Here is a 26,352-nt window from a genome sequence, read left to right on the forward strand (position 1 = left end):
TCCGCTAGTCGGACGTCTCGATCGAGAAACGCGGGAAGGCCAAGTCGCCCGCGAAGCGGGCGGCATCCCCGAGCGTCTCTTCGATGCGCAGCAGCTGGTTGTACTTGGCCACCCGCTCGCTACGCGCCGGGGCGCCGGTCTTGATCTGACCGCTACCCACCGCGACCGCCAGGTCCGCGATGGTGGTGTCTTCGGTCTCGCCGCTGCGGTGGCTCATCATCGTCTTGTAACCGCTGCTGTGCGCCAATGTCACCGCGTCGAGGGTCTCGGTGAGGGTGCCGATCTGATTCACCTTGACCAGCAGGGCATTAGCGGCACCGCGCTCGATGCCTTCTTCCAGGCGCTCGGGGTTGGTGACAAACAGGTCGTCGCCGACCAGCTGAACGCGGTCACCGATCGCCGTGGTGAGCGCCACCCATCCGTCCCAGTCGTCCTCGGACAGCGGGTCTTCGATGGACACCAGCGGATAGGCGTCGAGCAGCTCGGCGTAGAACGCGCCCATCTGCTCGGCGGTGCGCTTCTCCTTCTCGAAGCTGTAACCGTCTGCGGCGCTGTAGAACTCGGTGGCCGCGACATCCAGCGCCAGCGCCACATCCGAGCCCAGCTTGAGGCCGGTCGCCTCGATCGCGATGCTGATCAAGTCCAGCGCGGCTCGGGTGCCGGCGACATCGGGCGCGAATCCACCCTCATCCCCGAGGCCGGTGGACAGGCCCTGCTTCTTCAGCACGGACTTGAGCGAGTGGTAGACCTCGGTGCCCCAGCGCAGCGACTCCTTGAAGCTCGGCGCGCCGATGGGCGCGACCATGAACTCCTGGACATCGACCCCGGTATCGGCGTGCGCCCCACCGTTGAGGATGTTCATCATCGGCACCGGCAGGATGTGTGCGTTCGGGCCGCCCAAGTACCGGAACAGTGCCAGTCCGGCCGAGTCGGCAGCGGCCTTCGCGACGGCCAGCGAGACACCCAGGATGGCGTTGGCGCCGAGGCGCGACTTGTCGGGGGTGCCGTCAAGGTCGAGCAGAGCCTGATCGATGAGGCGCTGATCATCGGCGCTCTCGCCGATGATGGCCGGGGCGATCTCGTCGAGCACGGCGTTCACGGCCTTGGTGACGCCTTTGCCGCCGTAACGCGCGCCGCCGTCGCGCAGTTCTACGGCCTCGTGCTCACCGGTGGAGGCGCCCGAGGGGACGGCCGCCCGTGCGAAGGTGCCGTCAGTCAAGGCAACCTCGACCTCGACGGTCGGATTGCCGCGTGAATCGAGGATCTCGCGGGCGCCTACCTGCTCAAGAATCGGCACTGTCTCTCCTTTGGTGTGCTGCGGTTCCGACGTCGTACGGGGATGAGCCGCTCAGGGCGAAGAACATCGGGTACAGACTAGTGCTACAGCGAGCCGCCCTTGGCGTAGGCCGCGGCCCAGTCCCGTACCTGCTCGGCGTACACGTCCGACATGTTGTAGGCCCACAGCGCCTTGATCCAGCCCTCGGTGGTACTCAGGTCACCACCGCGGGAGCACAGGTAACCCGCCGCCGACAGCGCGGCATCGTCGATATTGTCGGGGCTGGGGTCGCCCTCACCGGCGGCCCGGACACCGTAGATACGCCAGGTCTCGGGGATGAACTGCATGGGTCCCATCGCACGATCCTGGTTCGCGTCACCGTCCAACGCACCCTTGTCGGTGTCCGGTAGCCGCAGGTTTCCGTTGGATCCGTCCAGGCGCACTCCACGGATCGGCGGCAGTGCGTCGCCATTGGGTTGCAGCTGGGCGCCGTGATACGTGCCGTTGTGGCTCTCGACGGTGCCAATTCCGGCCAGTGTCGTCCAGGCGATCTTGCAGCGCGGGTTCTCCTGCTCGGCAACCTTGGCCGCGTAGGCATACGCCTCCAGCGCGATGACCGGGATTCCCGTCTTCTGGGCACGCGGAGTCGACCATTCACGGAGCTGGTCGGCGGGCCGGCCCTGGATGTGCGCGGGCGGCGTTGCGATGTCGGGAACCGGATCTCCGGTCGGCGGCGGCACCCCCTGAGGTAGCGGCGAGCGCCCGCCCAACTGCCAGGAACAGCCTGCTGCCAGCAGAAACATCGAAGTGGAGACGACGAGCACAATTCGCACTAAGCGCGCCGACAGGGAGCGCACGGCGAGGGACGACACGACGGAACTCCTAGACGGTGCGATGGATTGCCCTCCATCGTTGCACGACCTGGACACACACGAATGCAGCCGATGCCGTGCCATCGCCTCCAAGCACCCTGTTCAGGTAAGGTCAGCCGCACCTTGGCAAGCGTTGGCTAGCCAAAGTCACATGACGGAAAAGGACCCTGGACATGGGCAGTATCGGCGTCCTAGCCGACGGGCCGACAAGCTTCTCGCAATACTTCAGCAGCGGCCTCATCGGTCTGCGCGAAGGCCTCGAATGCGGGATCGTCGTGATGATCCTGGTGGCGTTCCTGGTGAAGTCGAACCGCCGCGATGCGCTGCGGTGGGTGTGGCTGGGCGTCGCCGGCGCCATCGCGATGACGTTGCTCATCTTCGTGACGATCCATTTCGGCAGTAACACCATCAGCGACCTGGGCGCCGAGGCGATCGCCGGGGTCGCCTCGCTGGTCGCGGTGGCCATCGTGACGACCATGGTGCTGTGGATGCGCACCGCAGCGGCCAGCATCGCCGGCGAATTGCGCCACGGTATGGCCCAGGCACTGGAAACGGGCTCATTGGCGATCCTGACCGTCGCCTTCCTGTCGGTCGGCCGTGAGGGTGTCGAGACCGCACTGTTCATGGTCGGGTACGCCAAGGCCGGAACCGCCTGGCCCCTAGCCGGACTCGTTACCGGGGTCGCCGTGGCGGCCGTGTTGTCCTACGGCATGTACCGCGGTGCGATCAAGATCAACCTGAGCAAGTTCTTCAAGTACACCGGTGCCTTTCTGGTGGTGGTGGCCGCCGGCATCCTGTCCTATGGCATCGGCGCCCTGCAGACGGTCGGATGGCTTCCGGGTCTGTCCCACAAAGCCTTTGACATCACCGGCTGGTTCGACTGGAGCGCCTGGTACGGCGAGCTGCTGCGCGGGATCTTCAACGTGACACCGACCCCGACGGTGCTACAACTCACGGGCTGGATCATCTACCTGGTGATCGTGCTCGGTCTCTTCCTGCGCCCGGTGGCCTTGCCGCCCAAAGAAAAGCCCCAAGAAATCAACACCACTGAACCCCAACCCGAGAGGACCGCTGGATGAGACTGTCGCTCGCCTTTGCGTCCACCGCACTTGCGGTGGCCACCGGTACAACCCTGGCGGCCTGCACCCCTAAGGAGCCCGCGCAGGGCGGTGCCGCCGGTGCCGGTCAGGAGATCACCGTGACCGCCACCGATACCAGCTGCGAGGTCTCCAAAACCGAGGCCGCCACGGGCCCAGTCACTTTCCAGGTAACTAACAACGGGTCGAAGGTCACCGAGTTCTACGTCTACGACAAGGGCGACCGCGCGCTCGGTGAGGTCGAGAACATCGGCTCGGGCATCAACCGCAAGCTCATCGTGCAGTTCACCGAGCCGGGTACGTATCAGACCGCGTGCAAGCCGGGCATGATCGGTGACGGCATCCGCGGCGACTTCAAGATCACCGGGGCCGCGGTGAAGCTGGACGCCGAGGGCAAGTTCAAGGATGCCACCGACCGCTACCGCGGCTACGTGATCAGCCAGGTGGACGCCCTCAGTGAATCCGCCACCAAGTTCGTCGACGCGGTCAAGGCCAAGGACATCGCCTCCGCCAAGGCGCAGTATCCGACCAGCCGGGTGTACTACGAGCGGATCGAGCCGGTCGCCGAGGCCTTCCCCAATGACCTGGACCCGCGAATCGACTTGCGCGAGGCCGATCTTCAACCCGGCGAGAAGTGGACCGGCTATCACCGGCTGGAGAAGGATCTGTGGGTGACGGGCCTCCAGCCGGACACCGACGCCATCGCCGATCAGCTGCTCAAGGACATCAAGGAGCTCTCGGACGGCGTGCGCGCCAAGGACTTCGACATCAACACCACCAAGATCGCGGGCGGAGCGCAGACTCTACTCGACGAGGTGGCCAGGACGAAGATCTCCGGTGAGGAAGAGACGTTCAGCCACACCGACCTGTGGGACTTCCAGGCCAACGTCGACGGCTCGCAGAACGCGATCGCTACCGTGCGGCCGATCCTCGATGAGCGCAAGCCCGAACTGGGGCAGGCGATCGACAAGCGGTTCAAGGAAGTCGACACGCTACTGGGCAAGTACCGCAAGGGTGACGGATTCGTCTTGTACGACACCGTGCCCCAGGATCAGCGCATCGAGCTGGCACACGCCATCGACGCGTTGTCCAAGGAGGTCAGCGAGGTCCAAGGTGTCATCGCCGGACGGTAGTGGTTTCAACCGCCGCAAGCTGCTGGGCGCGGCGGGGGTCACCGCCGCCGTCGCCGGGGCCGCGGGCGCGGGAGTGCTGGGCGGTCGGGCGAGCGCGGCCAGCACCGGGCCGGTCAACGTCAAGGTCCCGTTCCGGGGCGATCACCAGGCCGGGATCACCACCCCGGCACAGGACCGGATGCATTTCTGCGCCTTCGACGTGATGCCCAACGCCACTCGCGGCGAGGTGCAGGCGATGCTGCGCCAGTGGACCGACATGGCCGAGCGGATGTCCCAGGGGCAGGAGACCACACCCGGTGGTGCGGTAGACGGCAATCCCTATGCCCCACCAACGGATACGGGCGAGGCGCTGGACCTGGCCTCCTCCGCGCTGACCCTGACGATCGGGTTCGGGCCCTCATTCTTCCGCAAGGACGGGGTGGACCGGTTCGGCATCGCCGACAAGCTGCCGCCCCCGTTGCAGGAGCTGCCGAAGTTCCGTAACGAGAAGCTGGACCCCGCCCGCTGTGGCGGCGATATCTGTATTCAGGCCTGCGCCGACGACCCTCAAGTCGCGGTGCATGCCATCCGTAACCTGGCGCGGGTGGGCTTCGGAACCGTCGCAGTCAAGTGGTCGCAGCTCGGATTCGGCCGCACCTCCTCGACCAGCCGGTCGCAGGTGACACCGCGAAACCTGTTCGGGTTCAAGGACGGAACCCGCAATATCAAGGCCGAAGACACCGGGAAGGTCGACACCAGTGTCTGGGTGGCCAAGGGCGACAACCCCGAATGGATGACGGGCGGCACCTACCTGGTGGCACGGCGCATCCGGATGCTGATCGAGAGCTGGGATCGCACCGTACTCAACGAGCAGGAACGAGTCATCGGGCGCGCCAAGGGATCCGGCGCGCCCATCGGGCAGGCCGACGAGTTCGCGGCCATCGACTTCAGCGGTAAGAAGTCCGACGGGGAACCGCTGCTCGACGTGGACGCGCACGTGCGGCTGGCTTCCGCCGAGGAATTGGGCGGTATCGAGATCTTGCGTCGCGGTTACAACTTCACCGACGGATCGGACGGCTTCGGACATCTGGACGCGGGACTGTTCTTCATCGCCTTCGTGCGCAATCCGCAGACCCAGTTCATCCCGATGCAGCGCAAGCTGGCCACCGAGGACGCCCTCAACGAATACATCCTGCATACCGGCTCGGCCCTCTTCGCCTGCCCGCCGGGGCTGGGCCCCAAGGAGTACTGGGGTCAGGCACTCTTCGGCTAACTGAGCAAGGCCCTTCCGTACCAGTCGTTCTCATCGGTAACACCGGGCAGCGCGAAGAAGTACCCGCCACCGAACGGCTGTACGTAGTCGACGAGAGGCTCGTCGTTCAACCGGTTCTGTACGGTTTCGAACTGGCGCTCCAGATCTTGCTGGAAGCAGACGAACACATGGCCCGACTGCATGTTCCCGTTCAGATCCACGCCCAGGTCGTAGTTATAGGAGCGCCGCACCAACCGCTGACTGTCTGTCTCCGTGGTGCGCGGATTAGCCAGCCGGATATGCGCATCGAGAGGAATGGTCTGACCTTCGGGATCAGTCGCGTAGTTGGGGGTGTCGAACTCGTTGTTGCCGTCCAGCGGTGCGCCGCTATCGCGCCGGCGGCCGAACATCCGCTCCTGTTCATTGATGGAGACACGGTCCCAGAACTCCACGAGCATCCGGATGAGGCGCACCACCATGTAGGTGCCATCCGCGGTCCAGGCCGGCTCACCCTGGCCCACCCAGATCAGCTTCTCGGCATCGTCGGACACCGGGTTGGCGGTGCCGTCCTTGAAGCCCAACAGATTGCGGCCCGTTCCCGACGGACGCGGCGGCGAGTTGTACCCCTCAATCCGCCAACGCATCTGCAGATCGCCGCGCACCGCACGGGTGATGTCACGCAGCGCGTGATGCACCGTATCGGGATTGTGGGCGCACAGCTGAACCAACAGATCGCCGTGTGACCACGCCGCCTCGGGAAAATCATTGGGGAACACCGTCATTGGTTTGAGCTTGGCAGGCTTACGGTCGGTCAGCCCGAATCTGGTATCGAACAGGCTCGGCCCGACGGCCACCGTTACCGTCAGCCCATCGGGCTCGACCACAGGCCCGACCACCTCGCTGTCCGCGGGCGGTTGCCCCACACCCAGCTCGGGCGGGGTGCCACCGGTACACAGGAACCGCGCCCGCTCGGTCAGCTTCCTGAGGGCCGCAGCCAGCGCATCCCTGTTCTTCGACGTCACGTCGAAGGCCACGTGGCAGGCGAAATTCTGTTTCTCGGCGGGAACCGGGGTGAGGATTCCCGATTGCCTGGCCCCGTGGAAGGGGTATCGACTCGGCGGTACGGCTACGGCCGCCGCGTTCGCGTCGACTTCGGCACCCTTGACGATCACCGCACCCGTTACCGCGGTGCCTGCGGCACCGATGGCAGCGCCGCGTAGGAAATTCCTGCGGTTGACATCCATATTGCGCGACTCCTTGGTCAACGGCTCGGCGGGAGTTCGATAAGCAGCGGTACCGAGGCAAGCGTCTCAAGCACTTGCCCTAGCGCGGCATCCACCGCCTGGCGGCCGGCCAGCGGCACCTGGACAAGCGGTCGCCAGCGACCCCCTTGCTGCGTTGCCCTGAGTGCTGCGTCAAGAATCTCTAGCTGGGAATTGATTTCTCCCAACAGTTTTGGATCACGCGCATTGATCAGCGCGGAGAACTGACCCAGTACCGCCCGGGTGGCCTCGACCGCGGCCGCCGCCTCCGGATACTCGGTGCCCGCCCCCTGGTTCGTGTAACCCATCAGCTGGAATCGCAAGGTGTCCTCGAGGATTTCGTGTGGGCGCTTTGTCTGATCGGCCGGTTCGGTCATCACGTCCGCCAGATGCGCACGCAGCGTGTCGATAGTGGACACCAATTCGTCTGCCACCGGCACCAACGTGGACGCGGGCTGCCCATGCCACAGCCCGTACTCCAGGCGGCGCAAGCCTTTGAAGTCGGGATCGTGCACTCCCTCTGCGAGCCCGTGCGGCAGCCCGGCGATGGCGTCCCCATAGTCCTTGAAACTGCCATACGCCGCACCGATCCGATTCCAGGTCAGAATCGCCGGCGTCCAATCCTTCTTAGCCGCTTCGACGTTTCCCGCGGCAAGGTCGGTACGAAGTGCCCGCGCCTGGGCGCCCAGTGCAGCCAAGAGATTATCGGCGTAACGCCGGTAGGCCTCCATCGGCGGCTTGAGGTCGTCCTCGGTCACCCTGACGACAGGCCGGGGCGCATCAGCAACGGCGTTCCCGCTGACCTGCAGGGGCGCGGAGTACCTGACCGGCTCTCCGGCCATCAGACACGCGAACGTGTACGTCCCGTCAGAGAGCGTTGCGGTGATCGTGGAGCTAGTAGACGGCCCGAGAGTTTCGATCTCGGCCACCACGCCGTTGCTGCCATCCACCAGGTTGATCTCACCGGTCTTACCCGACTTGTTCACGACAGAGAATGTCTGCACTCCAGTGCCAGCGGACTTCCAGTCCTCCGCGCACCCCGTGGCAGTCACGGTCACCTGCGTACCGGCATCGCGATCGGCGGACGGCAGAATCGCGATCACCGCGGCCGCGGCGAGTACCGGCACCACCACGATGGCCGCGGCAACCGCGAGCGGACGCTGCCCAATCAGCCGGGCGAAGGCCGACGGTTCCCCGTCCGTTTCCGGCGCGCCCGTGGGCGAATGGTTTTGGCGTGACACCCGTAAGAACGGAGGTATCACCAATATCAGGTACCCAGCCCACGCCACCACCTGCAGCACGGTCATCCGCGGGGTGAGCTGAGTGATGCCCGTGACAATGGTGACCCACCAGGAGTCCGCTGAAATGTGTTGGCTCAGATCGAATGCGTACCAGGCCCGCCCGGGCAGCCACCCCGCGGTCTGCAGGTCGCCGATGCCATACGCAAGGATGCCCGCGGCGATCACGATGAGCACCACGGCCGTACGCGTGAAGAACACCCTGAGGTTGAGCTTGACCGCGCGGCGATACAGCAGCCAGCACAGCGCCACCGCGATCGCCAGCCCGATCGCACCGCCGATCACCGGTCCGGTGGTCTCCCCCGCCGCCTTGGCCGCGGTCCAGAAGAACAGCGTTGTCTCCAGTCCCTCGCGGGCTACAGCCAAAAACGCCGTCAGCGCCAGCGCACCCGCACCGAGGATGAGGGCGTGCTCAACCTTCCCGGACAGCTCGCCAGACAGGCTGGCGGCGGTGCGCGACATCCAGAAGATCATCGCGGTGACCAATCCGACGGCGAGGATGCTGAGTACGCCGCCCACCACGTCCTGGCCATGTGCACCGAGCGAGCTGGTCGTGGAGTTGAGCACCGCCGCGAAGCTGGCCGACACGGAGAGTGCACCGAGCACGCCCAGCCATACCGGGGCGGTGGCCCGGCGCCCCTCGGCCGCCAGCGGTGAACGATGGACAGCGGCAAGCAGAATGCTCACCACGAGCCCCGCCTCCAGGCCCTCCCTCAGGCCTATAAGCAGATTGGGAACCGCATCCGATAAGACCACCTAGATAAGGTATGGCGTACCTAAATGCTGTGCAAATGCTGTGCGGACCATAGTCCCGCGAAGCCGGGCACAAAGGCCCGTCCGGCGCGGACGTAGCTACCGTCTGGGTCTACACCGACTCTGCATCGGCGTCGTCGGCAGACGCCTCAACCGGATTACGCAGCCAATGTTCGCGCCACTCCTCGCCGTCCACACCGCGCAGGTCCGTGCTGGCCAACCCTGCGGCGACATCCTCACCGCGCCGCCCGGCCAGAATGGCTCTCTCGGCGCGGCGCACGGTGTCCATGAACTCCAAAACATCTGCACGCAACTGGTTCTCGGCGTCGCCCTCGAGTTCAATGGTCACCGACAGCAGCTGCGCCGGGATCAACTCCTTGGGCAGCCCCGCAGCCGTCACCCTGCCCAGCACCTTCTGAGTAAGTGCGAGCGCGGGCTGGCTACTGGACACACCGTCCAGGCACGAGTCGCGATCCTTCTCCTGCGCCTTGCGCTCTTCCCATTGCGCCAGTTGCTCTTCCAGCGAGATCGAGCTGGAATCCCCACCAGCGCCGAGTATTACCGGAATGCGGTTACCCAACTTGTTCAGTAGCGCCTCGGCGACATCGTCGATGTTGAATGGATGCTCCGGGGCGTCTTCCGCGATGCGGGCATGGAAGAGCACCTGCAGCAGTACGTCTCCCAGCTCTTCGCGGAGCTCGTCCACATCACCGGTGCGCACGGCATCGAACAGCTCGTAGGTCTCTTCGAGTAAGTACCGGCGCAGGGAATCGTGGGTCTGAGTGCTCTCCCACGGGCCGTTCGTCCGCAGCCGGTCCATCACCGCCACCGCGTCGATGAGCTTCTCGCCCTGACGCACCGGCGGCGCGATGACCTTGGCCCCTGCCCCGATCCGCGCCTTCACCTCCGGATGATCGCGGTCCGAGGACAACAGCGCGGGGGCATCCTCTCCGATGTACACCGGACGCGCGGTCGACAGCGACCACGCCAGCCGGACCGGGAGCTCCTCGGTGTACTGCAGATCACCGGCGAGCAAACCAACCGCCTCGACCGGGACCATCGACGGATGGCGTGGGTCCACAAGGATGACGGTCATTTGCTCACCTCCACTCGTGTTATATCAACACTGCCCGCGGGACGCCCCGACAATGCCAGCAGCAGATCAACAATCATATGCACGAGCTCCAGGTCACGGATCCGCTCCGATCCCACACCCCCGTCGCCGGCGCGCGGGATGGGAACCTGGACAACGGAAGTCGTCGCGCGATATTGAGCCGCCGGGTGTAAACGTTTGAGCCTCAATTGCGCCGAATCCAGCAGTGGTAGCGGCTGTATCCGGATATTGGTGCCGGCCACCGAAAGATCGGTGATTTCCATCTCGCGACACAGCAACCGCAGCGAGGCCACGGCAACCAGTCGCTGCACCGGAAGCGGCAGCGGCCCGTAACGGTCGATCAGCTCTTCCACGGCCGCATTGATCTGCGCGGCGTCCCCGGCCGCCGCCAGCCTGCGGTATGCCTCGAGGCGCAACCGATCGCTGCCGATGTAGTCCGTCGGCAGATGCGCGTCGACCGGAAGATCGATACGCACCTCCTTGGGCTCCTCCGCGGTCTGCACCGTCTTCCCGTCGGCGGCCGCGCGGTATGCCTCGACAGCCTCGCCGACAAGCCGGACGTAGAGATCGAAACCCACCCCGGCGACGTGACCGGATTGCTCGACGCCGAGCACGTTGCCCGCGCCACGAATTTCCAGATCCTTCATGGCCACGGCCATACCGGCACCCAGATCGTTGTTCTGCGCGATGGTCGAGAGCCTGTCGTACGCGGTCTCCGTCAGCGGCACCTCGGGCGAATACAAGAAGTACGCATACCCACGTTCCCGGCTGCGGCCGACGCGACCACGCAGCTGATGCAGTTGCGACAGTCCGAAGATATCGGCCCGTTCCACGATCAGTGTGTTGGCGTTGGAGATGTCCAGCCCGGTCTCGATGATGGTGGTGCACACCAGGATGTCGTACTCCCGGTTCCAGAACCCCTCGACGGTTCGCTCCAGTAATTCCTCGGGCATTTGACCATGCGCCACAACAACTCTGGCTTCCGGCACCAGCTCACGCAGTCGGGCCGCGGCCCTGTCGATGGTGCTCACCCGGTTGTGCACGTAGAACGCCTGTCCGTCGCGCAACAGCTCACGGCGCAATGCCGCCGCCACCTGCTTGTCGTCGTGCGGGCCCACGTACGTCAGGACCGGGTACCGCTCCTCCGGTGGCGTGAGGATGGTCGACATCTCCCGGATGCCGGCCAGGCTCATCTCCAGGGTGCGCGGGATCGGGGTGGCGCTCATGGTGAGAACGTCCACATGGGTGCGCAGCGCCTTGATGTGTTCCTTGTGTTCGACGCCGAAGCGCTGCTCCTCGTCGACGATCACCAGACCGAGGTCCTTCCACCGCACAGCCGTCTGCAGCAGACGATGGGTGCCAATCACGATATCGACTGAGCCGTCGGCCATTCCCTCGATGACCAGCTTCGAGGTGGCCGGATCGGTGAATCGGGACAGGCCCGCCACCTTCACCGGGAATCCCGCGGTGCGATCGGTGAAGGTCTGCAGGTGCTGGTCGGCCAACAGTGTCGTGGGCACCAGCACCGCGACCTGCTTACCGTCCTGGACGGCCTTGAACGCCGCCCGCACCGCGATCTCGGTCTTGCCGTAGCCCACGTCGCCGCACACCACCCGGTCCATCGGGACCGGTTTCTCCATATCGGATTTCACCTCGGTGATGGCGGTCAGCTGATCGACGGTCTCGACGAAGCCGAAGGCGTCTTCCATCTCCCGCTGCCACGGAGTGTCCGGCGCGAAGGCATGCCCGGGTGCGGCCTGGCGAGCGGCGTACAGCGCGACGAGCTCACCGGCGATCTCGCGAACAGCCTTACGCGCCTTGGTCTTCGTGTTAGTCCAGTCGCTACCCCCGAGGCGACTGAGGCCGGGCGATTCACCACCCACATACCGGGACAGCTGATCAAGGGAATCCATCGGTACATACAGGCGATCGCTCTGCCCACCGGCGGCGGCTCCGCGCTTGCTCGACGCGTACTCCAGCACCAGATACTCCCGGCGGGCTCCGCCGACGGTGCGTTCCACCATCTCGACGAATCGCCCGATGCCGTGCTGATCGTGAACCACCAGATCGCCGGCGCTGAGGGCGAGCGGGTCAACCTGGTTGCGGCGCTTGGCTGGTAGCCGCTTGCCATCGGTGGCCGCCACGCGACTGCCGGTGAGGTCAGTCTCGGTGACGATGACGATATTGGCCCCCGGAAGCACCGCGCCATCGGTGAGGTGACCGCGCAGGACTCCGACCACTCCCTCGGCGGGCTCGGCTCCCGGCTCCAGCAGTGTCGCAGGCGTTTCCGTTTCGGCCAGCTGCTCGATAATCCGGTGGGTGGTGCCCGCACCGGCGGCTACCACGGCCGCCCGTCCACCCGTCATCACATGAGCGCGCAGCATCGCGAAAATCTCCGCGGCGCCCTCCTTGTGACCGCGCGAGGATGGCGACTGGCGTACCGCGAGCTCGATGGACTTGTCGTCACCCATACTCAGCGGGCTCAGCGACCACCACGGATGTCCGGCCTCATCGGCGGTGTGCTTGACGTCATCAAGCTCCCTGAACCCCGAATCGGCCAGTGCGGCAATATCGATCGGCGCATCTGCACCTATCGCGGCAACCGACCAGGAGGCCTCCAGGAACTCACGGCCGGTGCGCTCCAGGTCGGCCGACCGAGTGCGGACCTTCTCGGGATCACAGACCAACACGGGAGCGCTATCGGGCAGATGGTCGACCAGCATGGTGAGCTCACCCGAATGCAGCACGGGCAGCAGAGATTCCATCCCGTCGACGCAGATACCGTCCGCCAGCTTGGCCAGCATCTCCCCCACTCCGGTCCCGATCCGGTGCTCATCGGGCACCTCTGCGGAGGCACTTGCCACCGCGGCGAGTTCAGCGGCACGGGCACGCACCTGCGCGGTGAGTAGCAGTTCGCGACAGGGCATCGCGAGCACGGAGGTGACCTCCAGCTCGGGGATCGATCGCTGGTCGGCGACCGAGAAATAGCGCATCTCGCTGACCTCGTCGCCCCAGAACTCGACGCGCACCGGATGGTCTGCGGTGGGACTGAAGACGTCGAGAATGCCGCCGCGCACCGCGAACTCACCACGGCCCGCCACCATGTCCACCCGGGTGTAGGCGAGCTCGACCAGGCGGGCGATCAATCCGTCGAAATCCGATTCGGCGCCGACCGTGAGCTCCACGGGCTCAAGATCGAACAAACCGGGAGACATCGGCTGCAGCAGCGAACGAATCGTGGTGACCACGACCCGCAGCGGTGGCCCCATCCGGGCATCCTCCGGATGCGCGAGCCGGTGCAGCACCTGCAGCCGCGCACCCACGGTGTCGACACCGGGCGATAACCGCTCATGCGGAAGCGTCTCCCAGGACGGGAGCAGCGTCACCGCATCGCCGTATACGTCGCGCAGCTCGGCGGCGAGGTCTTGCGCCTCCCGGGTGGTGGCCGTCACAACCAAGACGGGTGCATTGCTCGCGTCGGCGATACCAGTCACGACGAATGCGCGGGCACACGACGGTGCCGTCAGATCAAGGCCGGTCTTGGCGGCGATGGCCGGGGCAAGAACATCGAATGCGGGATCCCGCAAGGCTGTCCGGATCACCCCGGCGAGAGGCGGGGCAGTCACAGTCATGGTCTGCTCATTCTACGGCGCCCAGATCTCGCCAATATCCGGCCCATCTCCGTCAAGGCCACGTCAAGAAACTCCGCATGCGATCGCCACAGGCGCACGGTGGATGCATGACACTTCTGGACCTCCTGCCGTCCTTACATAACGTGGCGCGCCCACGCGTCGACCCAGCCGTATGGCCGGTCACCACACACCTGGACGAGCAGGGCCGGATGTGCGTCGGAGAGACGGCGCTCTCGGAAATCGCCGACCAATTCCGCACCCCCGCGTACGTACTTGACGAGGAAGACTTCCGCTACCGCGCCCGTCGCTATCGCAGCACCCTGCGCGAGATCGAGGTCGCCTATGCCAGCAAGGCACTGCTGACCGCCGATGTCGCGCGTTGGGTGGCGCAGGAGGGCCTGTCGCTGGACGTCTGCTCCTCCGGTGAGCTGGCGACCGCACTCGCGGGCGGTTTCGATCCGGAACGAATCATCATGCACGGCAACGCCAAGACCCCTGATGAACTCAGTGACGCAGCCGCAGTGGGTGTGGGCCGGATCGTGGTGGACTCCTATACCGAGATCATGTTCCTGGCGACCCGGCTGTCCAAGCGCCAGCGAGTGCTGGTGCGCGTGACCCCCGATATCGACATCCACGGCCATGCCGCGGTGACGACGGGCGTCACCGACCAGAAATTCGGGTTTCCGCTGCACGGCGGGCATGCCACCGAAGCCGCCCGCCGCGTTCTTGACCAACCCCTGTTGAACCTGGTGGGCCTGCACTGCCATATCGGCTCGCAGGTCACCGACTGCGCGCTCTACGGCGAGACCATCCGCCGCATGATCGCAGCGATGGCCGATATCCGGGCCAAACACGGCGTGATCTTGAGTGAACTCAATATCGGTGGCGGCCACGGTGTGCCCTACCGCTCGGGTGATCCCGAACTCGACCTGGCCGAACTGGCCGATTTCATCGACGACGCCCTCGACGCCGCCTGCGCGGCTGAGCGTTTCCCACGCCCGCGCATCGTGGTGGAGCCCGGTCGCGCCATCTCCGCGCGCGCCGGAGTGACGCTGTACCGGGTGGTGTCGGTCAAGACCCAGCCCGGCGGACGCACCTTCGTGGCCGTCGACGGCGGCATGAGCGACAACCCCCGCGTGTCGCTGTACGACGCGAAATACAGTGTGGCTCTGGCCAATCGGCATCCGTCTGCGCCACCGCAGCTGGTGACCGTGGCCGGGCGGCACTGCGAATCCGGCGACGAGATCGCCCGCGATGTCAGCCTGCCCTCGGATGTACGCCCCGGCGACGTGCTGGCCGTGGCCTGCACCGGTGCGTACAACCACAGCATGGCCTCGTCCTACAACCTGGTCGGACGTCCCCCGGTGCTCGCGGTCCGCGATGGACGGGTGCGTGAGCTGGTACGCCGCGAGACCATCGCCGATCTGCTGTCACGAGACTGCGGCGCGCAGTAGGGCAACAACGGCCCTTACGCTCGTTCGCCTACAGCGCGGCGCCGCTCTTGGTCGGGGCCACCGTCAGGGGCGGCGCAGGGATGTGGGCCGTAGGGGTTGAGTGGAGCTCGGCGTCACCGGGTTCGGAGCAGACCTCCTCACCCGGTTTTGGCGCACTGCACTTTTCGTGCGCTCCGGCCGGCGGAACGACCGCTGTGGGCAGCGCGCAGGCGGCCGCACCCGGCGCACACGGGGGATCGGCGTGAGATACGCCCAAAGCCAACGGCGTACCGATGGTGACACCCGCCGCCACCAGCAGCGCCGCACGCCGTACCAGCACAAACATCATAAGAAGACGATAGGTCCGCCTGCCTCACGTCGCCATCGGACCGGCATTTTCCCAGTCAGTTCACAGCTAACTGCCAACCACGCCATGACTCAGGGGTGATTGCGCGCCTCTCCGGGAGCATTGATCATCTGCCAGGGCGGCATGCCGCTTTGGGGAGCCTGCGGGATGTCCGCCGGATTTGGCTTCGAGTGCAATTCGGCGTCCTCGTGCACCGGAGCCGCGGGAGTCGGCGCCTGACACATCGCCGGATCCGCGCACGGCTGCTCTGCCCCCGCCGCCGGGGCCAGTACCGCGGGCATGACGACCAGCGCTGCTGCCGCCGCGACTGCCACCACCCATCGCATCAGTATTGACGTCATGACAAGCACCTCGCCTATCCATCAACCCCAGGGTTTGACTTTAGGCGCTTTTCGCACGTCATACAGCTAGTTCACAGCTTTTCCGAACCTATCGGCCAGAATTACGCACGCGCGTTCCCGGGCAGCCATTCAGAGGTTGTCGGGACGCACCGGAACGTCGGGCGGAGTCGGCAGGTCGGCCGGATCCGGCCACGATCGTAGCTCGGCGTCACCAGGCGTTATGCACACCTCGGAACCCGTCCGGGGCTGCGCGCAGTGCCCATGGCCGCCAAGGGCCACACCCGCCGGACTCGTCGCCTCAATGCCAACAGGAACCGCCGCAAGTAGACCCGTCGCTGCCACCGCCACGGCGTATCGAAGCCCAGGCACGGAACAACACCCCTTTAATGCTTAGATTCGCTAACAAGTCAACGTTAGACTCGTTAGGATCCGAAAGCAATTACCAAGGGGTGTTGTCCCGGTACCGACCTGCTAGTGACCCATACCGGGGTTACCGAAAACCATCCAGGGCGGAGTCTCGGCCTGCGGTACCGGTGGGATGTCTGCCGGGTTCGGCGACGAGTGCAGTTCCGCGTCTCCCGCACGGGTGCACACCATGTCGTCGGGTCCGCCATTGCAATTCTCGGGGTTAGGCGGCTCGGATTGACACATGGCCGGGTCCGCACACTGCGGATCGGCCGCGGCAACGGAGGCCAGCGACACAGGCAAGGCGCCCAACGCGGCCGCGGCAGCACCGATCACTGCCCATCGCACAACTACTGACGTCATGACAAACACCTCATCCTGTGGTCAACCCCAACAAGTTAAATTCTAGGTGATCGACGCATGTCACGCACTGGTTCGGCCCTGTCCGCCGGTTCTGTCACGGGATCCAGATGCCCGAGCCGGTACCCCCGACGACGAGCCACGGCGATGCCTGCGGAACGTCCGGGATGAACTCCCGGTTCGGCGTGGAATGCAACTCGGCGTTGCCCGGCTTCACACACACCCGTGCGGTCAGGGGGCCGCTGCAGTTGTCCGCGGCCGCAGTGGGAGCACCCATGACGGCAACCGCGAGCGCGGCCGCGACGCCAAGAACGAGGCGAATCGCTGTCACGACCGACCACCTCCCATCCGAACCACTCGTTAGGTCAAACGGTGCGGAGCGCGCAGATGTTCCTGCCTGACGGGTCATTCCTCATGTAGCTGCGGATCTGCTTCCAGATGCTTCAAGCCATGCCAGCACAGGTTGACGATGTGCGCCGCCACCACTTCCTTCTTGGGCTCCCGGGCATCGAGCCACCACTGGGCCGTCATCGACACCTGACCCACCAGCGCCTGCGCGTAGAGCGGTGCCATCTCGGCGTCCAGGCCACGGCGCTGGAAATCGCCCGCCAGGATGCTCGACACCTGGCTGACCGCGTCGTTGAGCAGACTCGAATACGTCCCCGAGCTCACCCCGGGCGGTGAGTCCCGGATCAGGATCCGGAACCCGTCGGTGCGGTCCTCGATGTAGCTCAACAGGGCCAGCGCCACCTGCTCCAGCCGCACCCGTGAGCGATAACTCGTCAACGACGACGTGATGCCGTCGAGCAGCACCGACATCTCACGATCCACCACAACGGCGTAAAGGCCCTCCTTGCCACCGAAATGCTCGTAGACGACCGGTTTGGACACCCCGGCGCGTTGCGCGATCTCCTCAATAGAGGTGGCCTCATACCCGCGTTCGGCGAACAACGACCGCGCGACATCGATCAGCTGGCGGCGGCGCTCAGTGCCGGCCATCCGGACGCGAGGAGTCCGCCCGGGGCCATCCGGCCTACTAGGTACCGCCATGTGCCATCACTTTCCTCGGTCGCATAACCGAGCTTGTGGACCTAATGTCGCTCGGGCAAGCCTCGCTCCTTGGTCGACTACAGTCTTCATTCTGTAACAGTCCGTCGTGGTGTAATCGGCAGCACCTCTGATTTTGGTTCAGATAGTTCAGGTTCGAGTCCTGGCGACGGAGCAGTAGGGAGTAGGAAATGCCAGGCAATTCCGCTGGGACCGCAGTAATCGTGCTGGCTGCGGGTGCCGGTACTCGTATGTGTTCGGACATCCCCAAGGTGCTGCATACCCTCGGCGGCCGCTCGATGCTGGCGCACTCGGTGCATGCCGCGGCCAGCGTCAATCCCGACCACTTGGTGATCGTGCTGGGACACGATCGTGAACGCATTGCCACCGCCGTCGAAATCCTCGCCGAGTCGCTGCACCGCACGATCGGCGTCGCCGTGCAGGAGCAGCAGCTCGGCACCGGGCACGCCGTGGCGTGCGGCCTGCAGGCGCTACCCGCGGACTTCACCGGCACCGTCGTCGTCACGTCCGGCGATATCCCGCTGCTCGACGGCGACACCCTCGCGGGACTGATCAGCCGGCACACATCCGAACCGGCCGCCGCCACCCTGCTGACCACCACCCTGGCCGATCCCACCGGCTACGGACGCATCCTGCGCACACAGGACCGCGAGGTCATCGCGATCGTCGAACAGACCGATGCCACCGACAGCCAACGCGCCATCGGTGAGGTCAACGCCGGGGTCTACGCCTTCGACATCGGGCCGCTGCATGCCGCGCTGTCTCAGCTGCGCTCCAACAACGCACAACACGAGCTGTATCTCACCGATGCCGTGTCGATCATCCGCCAGAGCGGAAAAGTGGTGCACGCCAACCATGTTGACGACAGCGCACTGGTGGCCGGCGTCAACGATCGCGTACAGCTCTCCGAACTGGGCGCCGAGCTGAATCGGCGAATCATCCGCTTCCACCAGCGCGCCGGGGTCACCATCGTCGACCCCTCCAGCACCTGGATCGACGTCGATGTCCGAATCGGTCAAGACGCGACCATCGCGCCCGGCACCCAACTGCACTCGCAGACCGTCATCGGCAGCCACTGCCACATCGGCCCCGACACCACGCTCATCGACGTCACGGTCGGCGACTCGGCGACAGTCATCCGCACCCATGGCCAGGGGTCCACCATCGGCGCGCGATCGGTCATCGGGCCGTTCACGTACCTACGGCCGGGCACAGTGACGGGCGAGAGCGCCAAGCTGGGCGCGTTTGTGGAGGTCAAGAATTCCACCGTGGGCCGCGGCACCAAGGTGCCGCATCTGACCTATGTGGGCGATGCCGACATAGGCGAGCACAGCAACATCGGAGCATCCAGCGTATTCGTCAACTATGACGGAGAAACCAAGCGGCGCACCGTGATTGGCTCGCACGTGAAGACCGGTTCGGACACCATGTTCGTGGCCCCGGTGACCGTCGGTGACGGGGCGTACACCGGCGCCGGCACGGTCATCCGCGAGGATGTGCCACCGGGCGCGCTGGCGGTGTCGGCCGGTCCGCAACGCAACATCGAAGGCTGGGTGGCGCAGAAGCGCCCGGGAAGCGACGCCGCCAAGGCCGCCGAGGAAGCGTCCAGGGATTCCTGATCGCCGGGTGGGAACACCGCTGCTCACGCCCGGCGAATGCCGGGTTTGGCCATCTCGCGTTCAAATTCCGGCAACCCGCTCCCAGTCACCAGGGAAAGGTCCGTACGATTACCCCGACGGGACGGAACCCGGCCCCGTCGTTGCAAAGCCCAAAATTACCAACCCAAGAGGACTAGCTGCGCCGTGAGCACCGACTGGACGGATAACCGCAAGAATCTGATGCTGTTCTCGGGTCGCGCGCACCCTGAACTGGCCGAACAGGTCGCCAAGGAACTCGATGTCGAGGTGACCGCTCAGACCGCCCGCGATTTCGCCAACGGCGAGATCTTCGTGCGGTTCGAGGAGTCAGTGCGCGGCTGCGACGCGTTTGTCCTGCAATCGCATCCGGCACCGCTGAACACCTGGCTGATGGAACAGCTGATCATGATCGATGCCCTCAAGCGCGGCAGCGCCAAGCGGATCACCGCGATCCTGCCGTTCTACCCCTATGCGCGCCAAGACAAGAAGCACCGCGGCCGCGAGCCGATCTCGGCCCGCCTGGTAGCCGACCTGTACAAGACCGCCGGCGCCGATCGCATCGTCACGGTGGACCTGCACACCGATCAGATCCAGGGCTTCTTCGACGGACCGGTGGATCACATGCGGGCCCAGTCGCTGCTGTGCGGATACATCGCCGAGCACTACGTGAGCAACGGCGAGGACGTCGTGGTGGTCTCCCCCGACTCCGGGCGCGTGCGCGTCGCCGAGAAGTGGGCCGACTCGCTCGGCGGTGTGCCACTGGCCTTCATTCACAAGACGCGTGACCCGCGAGTGCCCAACCAGGTCAAGGCCAACCGCGTCGTCGGTGACGTCACCGGCAAGACCTGCGTCATCACTGACGACATGATCGACACCGGTGGCACCATCGCCGGAGCGGTCGGGCTGCTCCACGAGGCCGGAGCCAAGGACGTCGTGATCGCCGCCACCCACGGCGTGCTGTCCGACCCCGCCGCCGAGCGTCTGGCCAACTGCGGCGCCCGCGAGGTGCTCGTCACCAACACACTGCCCATCGGCGAGGAGAAGCGCTTCCCGCAGCTGACGGTGCTGTCGATCGCGCCGCTGCTGGCCAGCACCATCCGCGAGGTTTTCGAAAACGGTTCGGTAACAGGACTTTTCGACGGGAATGCGTAGCGCCGCGCTGGTCGCCGGGTGCCTGATGGCGCTCGCGACGGCCGGATGCGACTCGAAACAACCCGAACCACAAGCCGTTTCATCACCTAGCCCGACGTCAGGCAGCACCACACCGAGCAGCTCGCCATCGAGCAGCACGGCCCCTCCTACCGCCACGCCGCTGTCGATGAACGACTACCTGCAAAGCGTTGGCGTCACGGTCGTCCCGGTGTCCCCGGCGAGTCCGGCGAACGTGCGCGTCGAGGTCCCGCTGCCCGAGGGCTGGGAGAACCTGGGCTCGCTCGATCCCGCCTACCTGATCAGCGACAAACCCAGCGGAGCCGATCAGGGCCGGACACCGAGTGCGGTGATCTACCTCATCAAGCTGGACGGCCCCTTGGACGCCCGCAAGGCAATCACCGAACACGGCTTCTCCGATGCGGAGAACACCCAGAACTTTCAGAAGATCACCTCATCCCTGGACGACTTCCAGGGATATCCGTCGGCCGCTATCGAGAGCATCTACGACAACCAGAACGTGCGGGTGCACTCGTGGAACCGGGACGTCATCGTGCCGGACGGGTCGCTGAACTACCTCGTGCAGCTCACCGTGACCACCACCGAGGCGCAGTCCGCGGCACTGTCCAAAGATGTCGCCACCCTCACCGAGGGCCTCAAGATCACCAAGCGGTAAGACTCCGAATGAACGCGATGGCGTCCACGCCCTCTACGTCAGCGGGATCGACCGGGTAGCACCCGGACCGCGGCGGCACGTCCTGCCGGGGCGACAATCCGCCGGGAATCTCGGTGACAGGGAAGAGGATCCGGTCGGGGCCCCAGCTCCACATCCATCCATGCAGGGTGTCGGCATGCGGCGCACCGATGTCCGCGGACTCATGGGTGCCGAAATCGCCCGCGATGACCGCATACGGGACGCGGCCCGCCGAGGCGACCAGCGCTCCGGCACACCACCAGCTGGACTGTACGGAGCCCATGGACACCGTGGTCTGATGTCGCTGCAGATGCCCGTTGTGGGCGAACACCAGCGTTGGGCCGCTGTGTATCTCGGCGTCGGCGATCGCCTCCAGATTCTCGGCCATGAGCGCATCCCGGACACCCAGCATGGTGGACATCCGGGACGGGCCCGGGTCGGCCATCGCGAAATGCGCCCGCAGCAGGCCGACCGCCGCACGGGCGACAGTGCACATCTGCCAGAACTGCTCTGGCGAGGTTGAGGCACGCAATGCCGGGGCGTACCTCTCCAATGCGACCACGAGTTCATCGGCAATCAGCCGCAATTGGCGTGCCGGAGCCGATCGCCCGATGGAAACCGCGGCATCGATCATGGCGTCCGGGTGAGACCAGGCGGCATCGTCGCCCACCAGATCGGTGATCACGTCCTCCGAATATGGCAGGACGGCACCACCGGTTGACAGATACCTGTGCACCGCAAGAAGGGTGTCGCGCGGGCTCGGTGAGGCCATCATCTCGGTGGTGGCGTCGAAACCGTAGAACCGCACCTGCTCGCCGGGTTCTCGGCCGACGTTCCAGTCGCGCAGCCACTCGACCAGCTCGCGGCTAGCCGCGTAGGCGCCGAAGCCGTGGCTGAACCCGGCATCGAGCACGTCCTCGAGAGTCCCCTCCCCTGTCGTCACATACCGGTTGACGGCGAACCCCGCCACAGCGTCACTCTCCACCGCGACCGACCGGAAACCGCGCTCGGCCACCAGGTGACGAAGCAGCCGATTGCGCAGATGCCCGAACTCCTGCGGTCCATGGGTGGGTTCGCCGATGCCGAGCAGGCGGGGCGGGGTGCTCAGCCCCGAAAGGAAGGCGTCGATGTCTACCTCAAAAGTCACACCTCGACGGTATCGGCCTTGGCCATTAGGGTCAGCCCCCGTGACCAAGTCGACGACCACATGGACCGCTGCAGAACTGCCGTCATTCGAGGGCCGCACCGTCATCATCACCGGAGCCAACAGTGGACTCGGCCTGGAGACCGCACGCGAGCTGGCCAGGGTGGGTGCCCATGTCGTGATGGCCGTGCGCAACACCGAGAAGGGCAAGGCCGCCCAAGCAACCATCACCGGAAGCACCGAGGTTCGACAGGTCGACGTGGCCAACCTGGCTTCGGTGCGCGCCTTCGCCGATACCGTCGAAGCCGTCGACATCCTGGTGAACAACGCCGGCATCATGATGGTGCCGCAGGCCAAGACCGCCGATGGCTTCGAAAGCCAGATTGGCACAAACCATCTCGGCGCCTTCGCGCTCACGAACCTGCTGCTGCCCAAGATCACCGACCGGGTGATCGCGGTGGCATCCGTCGCCCACCGTGCCGGGAAGATCAACCTGGCCGACCTCAACTACGAGCGCCGCGGGTACACCCGCGCGGGGGCGTACGGCGCATCCAAGCTCGCCAACCTGCTGTTCACGAAGGAATTGCAGCGCCGCCTGAGCGCGGCCGGATCAGCGGTCCGCGCTCTGACCGTCCATCCGGGTGTGGCCGCCACCGAGCTGCAGTCGCACAGCGGGAATCCGCTCTTCGAGATCGCGCTGAAGACCGGCAACCTCTTCGCACAGGACGCCGCACATGGCGCCCTCCCGGCGCTGTACGCCGCATCCCAAGACTTGCCGGGTGACACATACATCGGGCCGGACGGGCCGTTCGAGGCCAAGGGCTACCCCAAGCCGGTGGGCCGCAGCCGCAGAGCACAGGACGCCGAGAGCGCGAAGGGCCTGTGGGACCTGTCCGAGCAGCTCACCGGGGTTTCCTTTGCCCTTTGACCAGCACTGACACCCGAGCTGATTGGCCTTTCGGGCGCGTGCTCGGCTACTCTGAGCGGGCTGTCACGGCGAGGGTGGGTCTTCCCACCGTTATCGACGGGAATCTTGTACTCATCGGGGCCTCCGCCCCGGATGTCCTCCCTGCGCCGTGCCTAACGAAACGCAAGGAGTAGACCAAATGTCCAAGAAGAACACCCCCACCAGCAATAACCTCACCGTCACCGTCCGCACGGACACCGGCAAGGGCGCCTCGCGCCGCGCGCGCCGTGACGGCCTGGTTCCCGCGGTCCTGTACGGCCACGGCACCACCCCCGAGCACCTGAACCTGCCGGCCCGCGATTTCGCGGCCGTGCTGCGCCACACCGGCACCAACGCCATCCTGACCCTGGACATCGAGGGGCGCGAGCAGCTGGCCCTCACCAAGACCATCGAGATTCACCCCATCCGCCGCAACCTGGTGCACGCGGACCTGCTGGTCGTGCGCAAGGGCGAGAAGGTCACCGTTGAGGTGAACGTCCACATCGAGGGCGACGCCGAGAGCGGCACCCTGGTCACCCAGGACGCCAACACCCTGGAGATCGAGGCCGAGGCGCTGTCGATCCCCGAGTTCCTCACCGTGTCGGTTGAGGGCCTTGCCGCGGGCACCCAGATCACCGCCGGATCGATCGAGCTGCCCAAGGGCTCGACCCTGATCTCCGATCCCGAGACCCTGGTCATCAACGTCGTCGCGGCCCCGACCGCCGATGAGATGGACGCCGAGGGTGGCGGCGGCGAAGGTGCTGCCGAGGCTCCCGCCGCGGACGAGGCCGCCGAGGGCTCCTCCGAGGAGTAAGACGTGCCCGACGTATCCGACGATGCCGTGCTGGTGGTCGGCCTGGGCAACCCCGGGCCGACCTACGCCAAGACCCGGCACAACCTCGGATTCATGGTTGCCGACCTGTTGGCGGCCAAGGACGGCGCGACATTCAAGCCGCACAAGAAGTCCGGCGCCGAGGCGACGACGATTCGCCTCGGCGGCCGGGCCGTGAATCTGGCCAAGCCGCGCACGTTCATGAATACCTCCGGCCCACAGGTGGCCGCGCTGGCCCACTTCTTTTCGGTTCCCCCGGGCAACGTCATCGTGATGCACGATGAACTGGATCTCGATTTCGGCACGGTGCGACTCAAGCGCGGCGGCGGCGAGGGGGGCCACAATGGGCTGCGCTCGGTGTCCCAGTCGCTGGGCACCAAGGACTATCTGCGGGTCCGCCTGGGTGTCGGGCGTCCTCCCGGCCGCAAGGATCCGGCCACGTTCGTATTGGAGAATTTCGCCAAGGCGGAGACCGAACAGGTTCCCCTCCTGTGTGAGCAGGGTGTCGATGCCACCGAGCTCCTGATCCGCCTGGGCCTGGAGGCAGCACAGAATCAGGTGCATGCCTGGACTTAGACGTCCGGATGGCCCCGCTATGGTCTCCTCATGACCGACATCGCGGAGATCACCGGCGTCAACAAGATCGGCCTGCTCAGCCTGGGGGCGTACCGTCCCGAACGCGTCGTCACCAACGAAGAGATCTGCGAGCACATCGAGTCCTCGGACGAGTGGATCTACACCCGCACCGGGATCAAGACCCGCCGGTTCGCTGCCGACGACGAATCCGCCCAAACCCTCTCCATCGAGGCCGGACGCAAGGCCATCGCCAACGCCCTGCTGACCGGCGCCGAGATCGACGCCGTCATCGTCGCCACCAGCACCCACTACCTGCAGACGCCGGCATCCGCCCCGGCCGTCGCCACCGCGCTGGGAGCCCAGGGTGTCCCGGCGTTCGACCTGTCCGCGGGCTGCGCCGGCTTCGGATACGCAGTGGGCGTGGCGGGCGACATGATCCGCGGTGGCAGCGCCAGCAAGGTGCTGGTCATCGGCTCGGAAAAGCTCTCCCCCGCACTGGATATGACCGACCGGGGCAACTGTTTCATCTTCGGCGACGGGGCCGGCGCGGTCGTCGTCGGCGAGACCGCCGAACAGGGCATCGGCCCCACGGTATGGGGCAGCGACGGCAGTCAGGCCAACGCTATTCGTCAGGATATCGACTGGATGGACTTCGCGGCGGCGCCCGACCCGGACGGCCCGCGCCCCTATCTGCGCATCGAGGGAACCTCGGTATTCCGTTGGGCCGCATTCGAAATGGGCAAGGTGGGGCAACGCGCCCTGGAGGCAGCCAAGGTGGGCCCGGAGGATATCGACGTCTTCGTGCCGCACCAGGCCAACAGCCGGATCAACGAATTGCTGGCCAAGAACCTGCATCTGCGTTCAGATGCGGTGATCGCCAACGACATCGAGCACACCGGCAACACCTCTGCCGCGTCTGTGCCGCTGGCCATGGAGGGTCTACTGTCGACCGGAGCCGCTAAGCCGGGCGACCTGGCCCTGCTCATCGGATACGGCGCCGGACTGAGCTATGCCGCCCAGGTGGTCAGGATGCCACCCGTTCCGTTCGAGTAGTCAGCGCCCCCGCATCGCGATCCCATCGAGCAGCATGGTGATCCCGAGCGTGAATTCGGTTGCAGAACTGCTCTGTTGCGCCACTTTGGCGAGTGCCGCCACGTTCGGATAGGCATCACCGGCTACCCCGCCGATCTGAGTCGCAGCTCCCCTGCTGTCATCTCCCAGGCCGGCCTGCGCGGAGCCAAGTGCGAATCCCAACACCGCTCTGAACGCGGCCAGCCGACTCTCCTCGTCAAGCCCAGCGCGGCCGAGTGCAGCAATGAGTGCATCGATTACCGCGAAACCGGCAGGCGAGGACATTCGACGGGTGAGCACCAACGGGATGGCCGCCGGGTGCTCACCTACCGCAGTCCAGATGCCCCGCGCGATCCGTTCGACATCGGACCGCCAATTCGCAGACGGCTGGTACGCGGGCACGGCGGCCATCACCGCCGTCACCACCAGCTCCTCTAACCCTTCCTTGTCGTCGACATAGTTGTAGAGAGTCATCGGCCCGGTGCCCAGCGCCGTGGCCAGCGATCGCATACTCAACGCAGCCAACCCCTTGGTATCCACGAGTTCCAGTGCGGTCGCCGCTATCTCATCCTTGGTAAAGCGCGCTTTCATGGATCCCCCTTGACAAGTACATCGTACGTATTGCAGTCTCAATCTATACGTACATCGTACCTATAGAAAC

The 26,352-nt window shown here is 65.6% G+C and carries 25 protein-coding genes and 1 tRNA gene; 12 read left to right on the forward strand and 14 right to left on the reverse strand.

From position 1 onward, the window contains the following. Positions 1–4: 4 nt before the first annotated feature. Positions 5–1,297: a phosphopyruvate hydratase gene (gene eno / locus B4400_RS17845; RefSeq protein ID WP_078290586.1), complete on the reverse strand. Its 1,293-nt coding sequence runs from the start codon at positions 1,295–1,297 to the stop codon at positions 5–7. A gap of 83 nt (positions 1,298–1,380) precedes the next feature. After that, positions 1,381–2,100 (reverse strand): lytic transglycosylase domain-containing protein, encoded by a 720-nt coding sequence (locus tag B4400_RS17850; protein ID WP_078310574.1) that lies wholly within the window; start codon positions 2,098–2,100, stop codon positions 1,381–1,383. A 221-nt stretch (positions 2,101–2,321) separates the two neighbouring features. Between B4400_RS17850 and efeU (B4400_RS17855) the strand changes: the two genes are divergently transcribed. The 3 genes from efeU (B4400_RS17855) to efeB (B4400_RS17865) are packed head-to-tail and all read left to right on the forward strand — an operon-like array spanning position 2,322 to position 5,630. Beyond that, positions 2,322–3,227, forward strand: coding sequence for an iron uptake transporter permease EfeU (gene efeU / locus B4400_RS17855; RefSeq protein WP_078310106.1), 906 nt, complete (start codon positions 2,322–2,324; stop codon positions 3,225–3,227). Next, positions 3,224–4,378: an iron uptake system protein EfeO gene (gene efeO / locus B4400_RS17860; RefSeq protein WP_078310109.1), complete on the forward strand. Its 1,155-nt coding sequence runs from the start codon at positions 3,224–3,226 to the stop codon at positions 4,376–4,378. Before efeU (B4400_RS17855) ends, efeO begins: the two co-directional genes overlap by 4 nt. Then, entirely contained in the window at positions 4,359–5,630 is a 1,272-nt protein-coding gene (gene efeB, locus B4400_RS17865; RefSeq protein ID WP_078310112.1) for an iron uptake transporter deferrochelatase/peroxidase subunit, read from the forward strand. The genes efeO and efeB (B4400_RS17865) overlap by 20 nt, the downstream gene beginning before the upstream one ends. Here the strand turns inward: efeB (B4400_RS17865) and efeB (B4400_RS17870) are convergent. The 4 genes from efeB (B4400_RS17870) to mfd all read right to left on the reverse strand — a co-directional run bounded on the left by efeB (B4400_RS17870) (position 5,627) and on the right by mfd (position 13,668). Continuing rightward, complete coding sequence (gene efeB, locus B4400_RS17870) at positions 5,627–6,853, reverse strand: iron uptake transporter deferrochelatase/peroxidase subunit (protein ID WP_078310114.1); 1,227 nt, start codon at positions 6,851–6,853, stop codon at positions 5,627–5,629. The genes efeB (B4400_RS17865) and efeB (B4400_RS17870) overlap by 4 nt on opposite strands. A 17-nt stretch (positions 6,854–6,870) precedes the next feature. Then, positions 6,871–8,925 (reverse strand): iron uptake transporter permease EfeU, encoded by a 2,055-nt coding sequence (efeU, locus tag B4400_RS17875; protein ID WP_078310116.1) that lies wholly within the window; start codon positions 8,923–8,925, stop codon positions 6,871–6,873. 109 nt (positions 8,926–9,034) lie between these two features. Further along, a complete protein-coding gene (locus B4400_RS17880; RefSeq protein ID WP_078310119.1) occupies positions 9,035–10,018 on the reverse strand; it encodes a nucleoside triphosphate pyrophosphohydrolase in 984 nt (327 codons plus the stop codon). After that, positions 10,015–13,668: a transcription-repair coupling factor gene (gene mfd / locus B4400_RS17885; RefSeq protein WP_078310122.1), complete on the reverse strand. Its 3,654-nt coding sequence runs from the start codon at positions 13,666–13,668 to the stop codon at positions 10,015–10,017. The genes B4400_RS17880 and mfd overlap by 4 nt, the downstream gene beginning before the upstream one ends. 107 nt (positions 13,669–13,775) lie before the next feature. On the opposite strand from mfd, the gene lysA reads away from it, so the two are divergent. After that, the gene (lysA, locus tag B4400_RS17890) at positions 13,776–15,122 is read left to right on the forward strand and encodes a diaminopimelate decarboxylase (protein ID WP_078310125.1); all 1,347 of its coding nucleotides are present in this window, start codon (positions 13,776–13,778) and stop codon (positions 15,120–15,122) included. 28 nt (positions 15,123–15,150) lie between these two features. Here lysA and B4400_RS17895 read toward each other — a convergent pair whose 3' ends face one another. The 6 genes from B4400_RS17895 to B4400_RS17920 all read right to left on the reverse strand — a co-directional run bounded on the left by B4400_RS17895 (position 15,151) and on the right by B4400_RS17920 (position 17,573). Continuing rightward, entirely contained in the window at positions 15,151–15,450 is a 300-nt protein-coding gene (locus tag B4400_RS17895) for a hypothetical protein (protein WP_078310128.1), read from the reverse strand. Positions 15,451–15,539: 89 nt separating this feature from the next. After that, positions 15,540–15,809 (reverse strand): hypothetical protein, encoded by a 270-nt coding sequence (locus B4400_RS17900; RefSeq protein WP_078310130.1) that lies wholly within the window; start codon positions 15,807–15,809, stop codon positions 15,540–15,542. A gap of 129 nt (positions 15,810–15,938) precedes the next feature. Continuing rightward, entirely contained in the window at positions 15,939–16,178 is a 240-nt protein-coding gene (locus tag B4400_RS17905) for a hypothetical protein (RefSeq protein WP_078310133.1), read from the reverse strand. A 102-nt stretch (positions 16,179–16,280) separates the two neighbouring features. Further along, positions 16,281–16,577: a hypothetical protein gene (locus B4400_RS17910; protein ID WP_078310577.1), complete on the reverse strand. Its 297-nt coding sequence runs from the start codon at positions 16,575–16,577 to the stop codon at positions 16,281–16,283. Between the two features lie 94 nt (positions 16,578–16,671). Beyond that, positions 16,672–16,851 (reverse strand): hypothetical protein, encoded by a 180-nt coding sequence (locus B4400_RS17915; protein ID WP_078290626.1) that lies wholly within the window; start codon positions 16,849–16,851, stop codon positions 16,672–16,674. 128 nt (positions 16,852–16,979) lie between these two features. After that, positions 16,980–17,573 (reverse strand): TetR/AcrR family transcriptional regulator, encoded by a 594-nt coding sequence (locus B4400_RS17920; RefSeq protein ID WP_070936308.1) that lies wholly within the window; start codon positions 17,571–17,573, stop codon positions 16,980–16,982. A 151-nt stretch (positions 17,574–17,724) separates the two neighbouring features. Between B4400_RS17920 and B4400_RS17925 the strand changes: the two genes are divergently transcribed. The 4 genes from B4400_RS17925 to B4400_RS17940 all read left to right on the forward strand — a co-directional run bounded on the left by B4400_RS17925 (position 17,725) and on the right by B4400_RS17940 (position 21,104). Further along, a tRNA-Gln gene (locus B4400_RS17925) sits at positions 17,725–17,796 on the forward strand. A gap of 16 nt (positions 17,797–17,812) precedes the next feature. Further along, the gene (gene glmU / locus B4400_RS17930) at positions 17,813–19,261 is read left to right on the forward strand and encodes a bifunctional UDP-N-acetylglucosamine diphosphorylase/glucosamine-1-phosphate N-acetyltransferase GlmU (protein ID WP_078310136.1); all 1,449 of its coding nucleotides are present in this window, start codon (positions 17,813–17,815) and stop codon (positions 19,259–19,261) included. A gap of 183 nt (positions 19,262–19,444) precedes the next feature. Then, entirely contained in the window at positions 19,445–20,431 is a 987-nt protein-coding gene (locus B4400_RS17935) for a ribose-phosphate diphosphokinase (protein WP_078310138.1), read from the forward strand. Then, positions 20,424–21,104 (forward strand): LpqN/LpqT family lipoprotein, encoded by a 681-nt coding sequence (locus B4400_RS17940; RefSeq protein ID WP_078310141.1) that lies wholly within the window; start codon positions 20,424–20,426, stop codon positions 21,102–21,104. Before B4400_RS17935 ends, B4400_RS17940 begins: the two co-directional genes overlap by 8 nt. On the opposite strand, the gene B4400_RS17945 is transcribed toward B4400_RS17940, so the two are convergent. After that, complete coding sequence (locus B4400_RS17945; RefSeq protein WP_170915051.1) at positions 21,091–22,269, reverse strand: erythromycin esterase family protein; 1,179 nt, start codon at positions 22,267–22,269, stop codon at positions 21,091–21,093. The genes B4400_RS17940 and B4400_RS17945 overlap by 14 nt on opposite strands. Before the next feature lie 40 nt (positions 22,270–22,309). Between B4400_RS17945 and B4400_RS17950 the strand changes: the two genes are divergently transcribed. The 4 genes from B4400_RS17950 to B4400_RS17965 all read left to right on the forward strand — a co-directional run bounded on the left by B4400_RS17950 (position 22,310) and on the right by B4400_RS17965 (position 25,673). Beyond that, entirely contained in the window at positions 22,310–23,194 is an 885-nt protein-coding gene (locus B4400_RS17950; RefSeq protein ID WP_078310144.1) for an oxidoreductase, read from the forward strand. Positions 23,195–23,372: 178 nt separating this feature from the next. After that, on the forward strand, positions 23,373–24,026 hold the full coding sequence (locus tag B4400_RS17955; protein WP_078310147.1) for a 50S ribosomal protein L25/general stress protein Ctc: 654 nt from the start codon (positions 23,373–23,375) through the stop codon (positions 24,024–24,026). 27 nt (positions 24,027–24,053) lie between these two features. Next, positions 24,054–24,620, forward strand: a complete 567-nt coding sequence (gene pth, locus B4400_RS17960; RefSeq protein ID WP_078310581.1) for an aminoacyl-tRNA hydrolase — start codon at positions 24,054–24,056, stop codon at positions 24,618–24,620. Positions 24,621–24,650: 30 nt separating this feature from the next. Further along, a complete protein-coding gene (locus B4400_RS17965) occupies positions 24,651–25,673 on the forward strand; it encodes a beta-ketoacyl-ACP synthase III (RefSeq protein ID WP_078310150.1) in 1,023 nt (340 codons plus the stop codon). Here the strand turns inward: B4400_RS17965 and B4400_RS17970 are convergent, their stop codons facing one another. Further along, positions 25,674–26,282 carry a TetR/AcrR family transcriptional regulator gene (locus B4400_RS17970; RefSeq protein WP_078310153.1) on the reverse strand — a complete coding sequence of 203 codons (609 nt, stop codon included), beginning with the start codon at positions 26,280–26,282 and terminating at the stop codon, positions 25,674–25,676. It lies immediately after the preceding gene. Positions 26,283–26,352: the final 70 nt, after the last annotated feature.

It is taken from the genome of Mycobacterium sp. D16Q13 (assembly GCF_002013375.1).
Taxonomy (GTDB): domain Bacteria; phylum Actinomycetota; class Actinomycetes; order Mycobacteriales; family Mycobacteriaceae; genus Mycobacterium.

Coding starts and splice junctions, on each gene's coding strand:
- efeO (WP_078310109.1), top strand. CDS start 3,224: ATGAGACTGTCGCTCGCCTTTGCGTCCACCGCACTTGCGGTGGCCACC.
- B4400_RS17915 (WP_078290626.1), bottom strand. CDS start 16,851: ATGGGTGCTCCCACTGCGGCCGCGGACAACTGCAGCGGCCCCCTGACC.
- B4400_RS17955 (WP_078310147.1), top strand. CDS start 23,373: ATGTCCAAGAAGAACACCCCCACCAGCAATAACCTCACCGTCACCGTC.
- B4400_RS17920 (WP_070936308.1), bottom strand. CDS start 17,573: ATGGCCGGCACTGAGCGCCGCCGCCAGCTGATCGATGTCGCGCGGTCG.
- B4400_RS17910 (WP_078310577.1), bottom strand. CDS start 16,577: ATGACGTCAGTAGTTGTGCGATGGGCAGTGATCGGTGCTGCCGCGGCC.
- B4400_RS17940 (WP_078310141.1), top strand. CDS start 20,424: ATGCGTAGCGCCGCGCTGGTCGCCGGGTGCCTGATGGCGCTCGCGACG.
- B4400_RS17900 (WP_078310130.1), bottom strand. CDS start 15,809: ATGACGTCAATACTGATGCGATGGGTGGTGGCAGTCGCGGCGGCAGCA.
- B4400_RS17895 (WP_078310128.1), bottom strand. CDS start 15,450: ATGATGTTTGTGCTGGTACGGCGTGCGGCGCTGCTGGTGGCGGCGGGT.
- efeU (WP_078310106.1), top strand. CDS start 2,322: ATGGGCAGTATCGGCGTCCTAGCCGACGGGCCGACAAGCTTCTCGCAA.
- B4400_RS17965 (WP_078310150.1), top strand. CDS start 24,651: ATGACCGACATCGCGGAGATCACCGGCGTCAACAAGATCGGCCTGCTC.
- lysA (WP_078310125.1), top strand. CDS start 13,776: ATGACACTTCTGGACCTCCTGCCGTCCTTACATAACGTGGCGCGCCCA.
- B4400_RS17880 (WP_078310119.1), bottom strand. CDS start 10,018: ATGACCGTCATCCTTGTGGACCCACGCCATCCGTCGATGGTCCCGGTC.
- B4400_RS17970 (WP_078310153.1), bottom strand. CDS start 26,282: ATGAAAGCGCGCTTTACCAAGGATGAGATAGCGGCGACCGCACTGGAA.
- efeB (WP_078310114.1), bottom strand. CDS start 6,853: ATGGATGTCAACCGCAGGAATTTCCTACGCGGCGCTGCCATCGGTGCC.
- mfd (WP_078310122.1), bottom strand. CDS start 13,668: ATGACTGTGACTGCCCCGCCTCTCGCCGGGGTGATCCGGACAGCCTTG.
- glmU (WP_078310136.1), top strand. CDS start 17,813: ATGCCAGGCAATTCCGCTGGGACCGCAGTAATCGTGCTGGCTGCGGGT.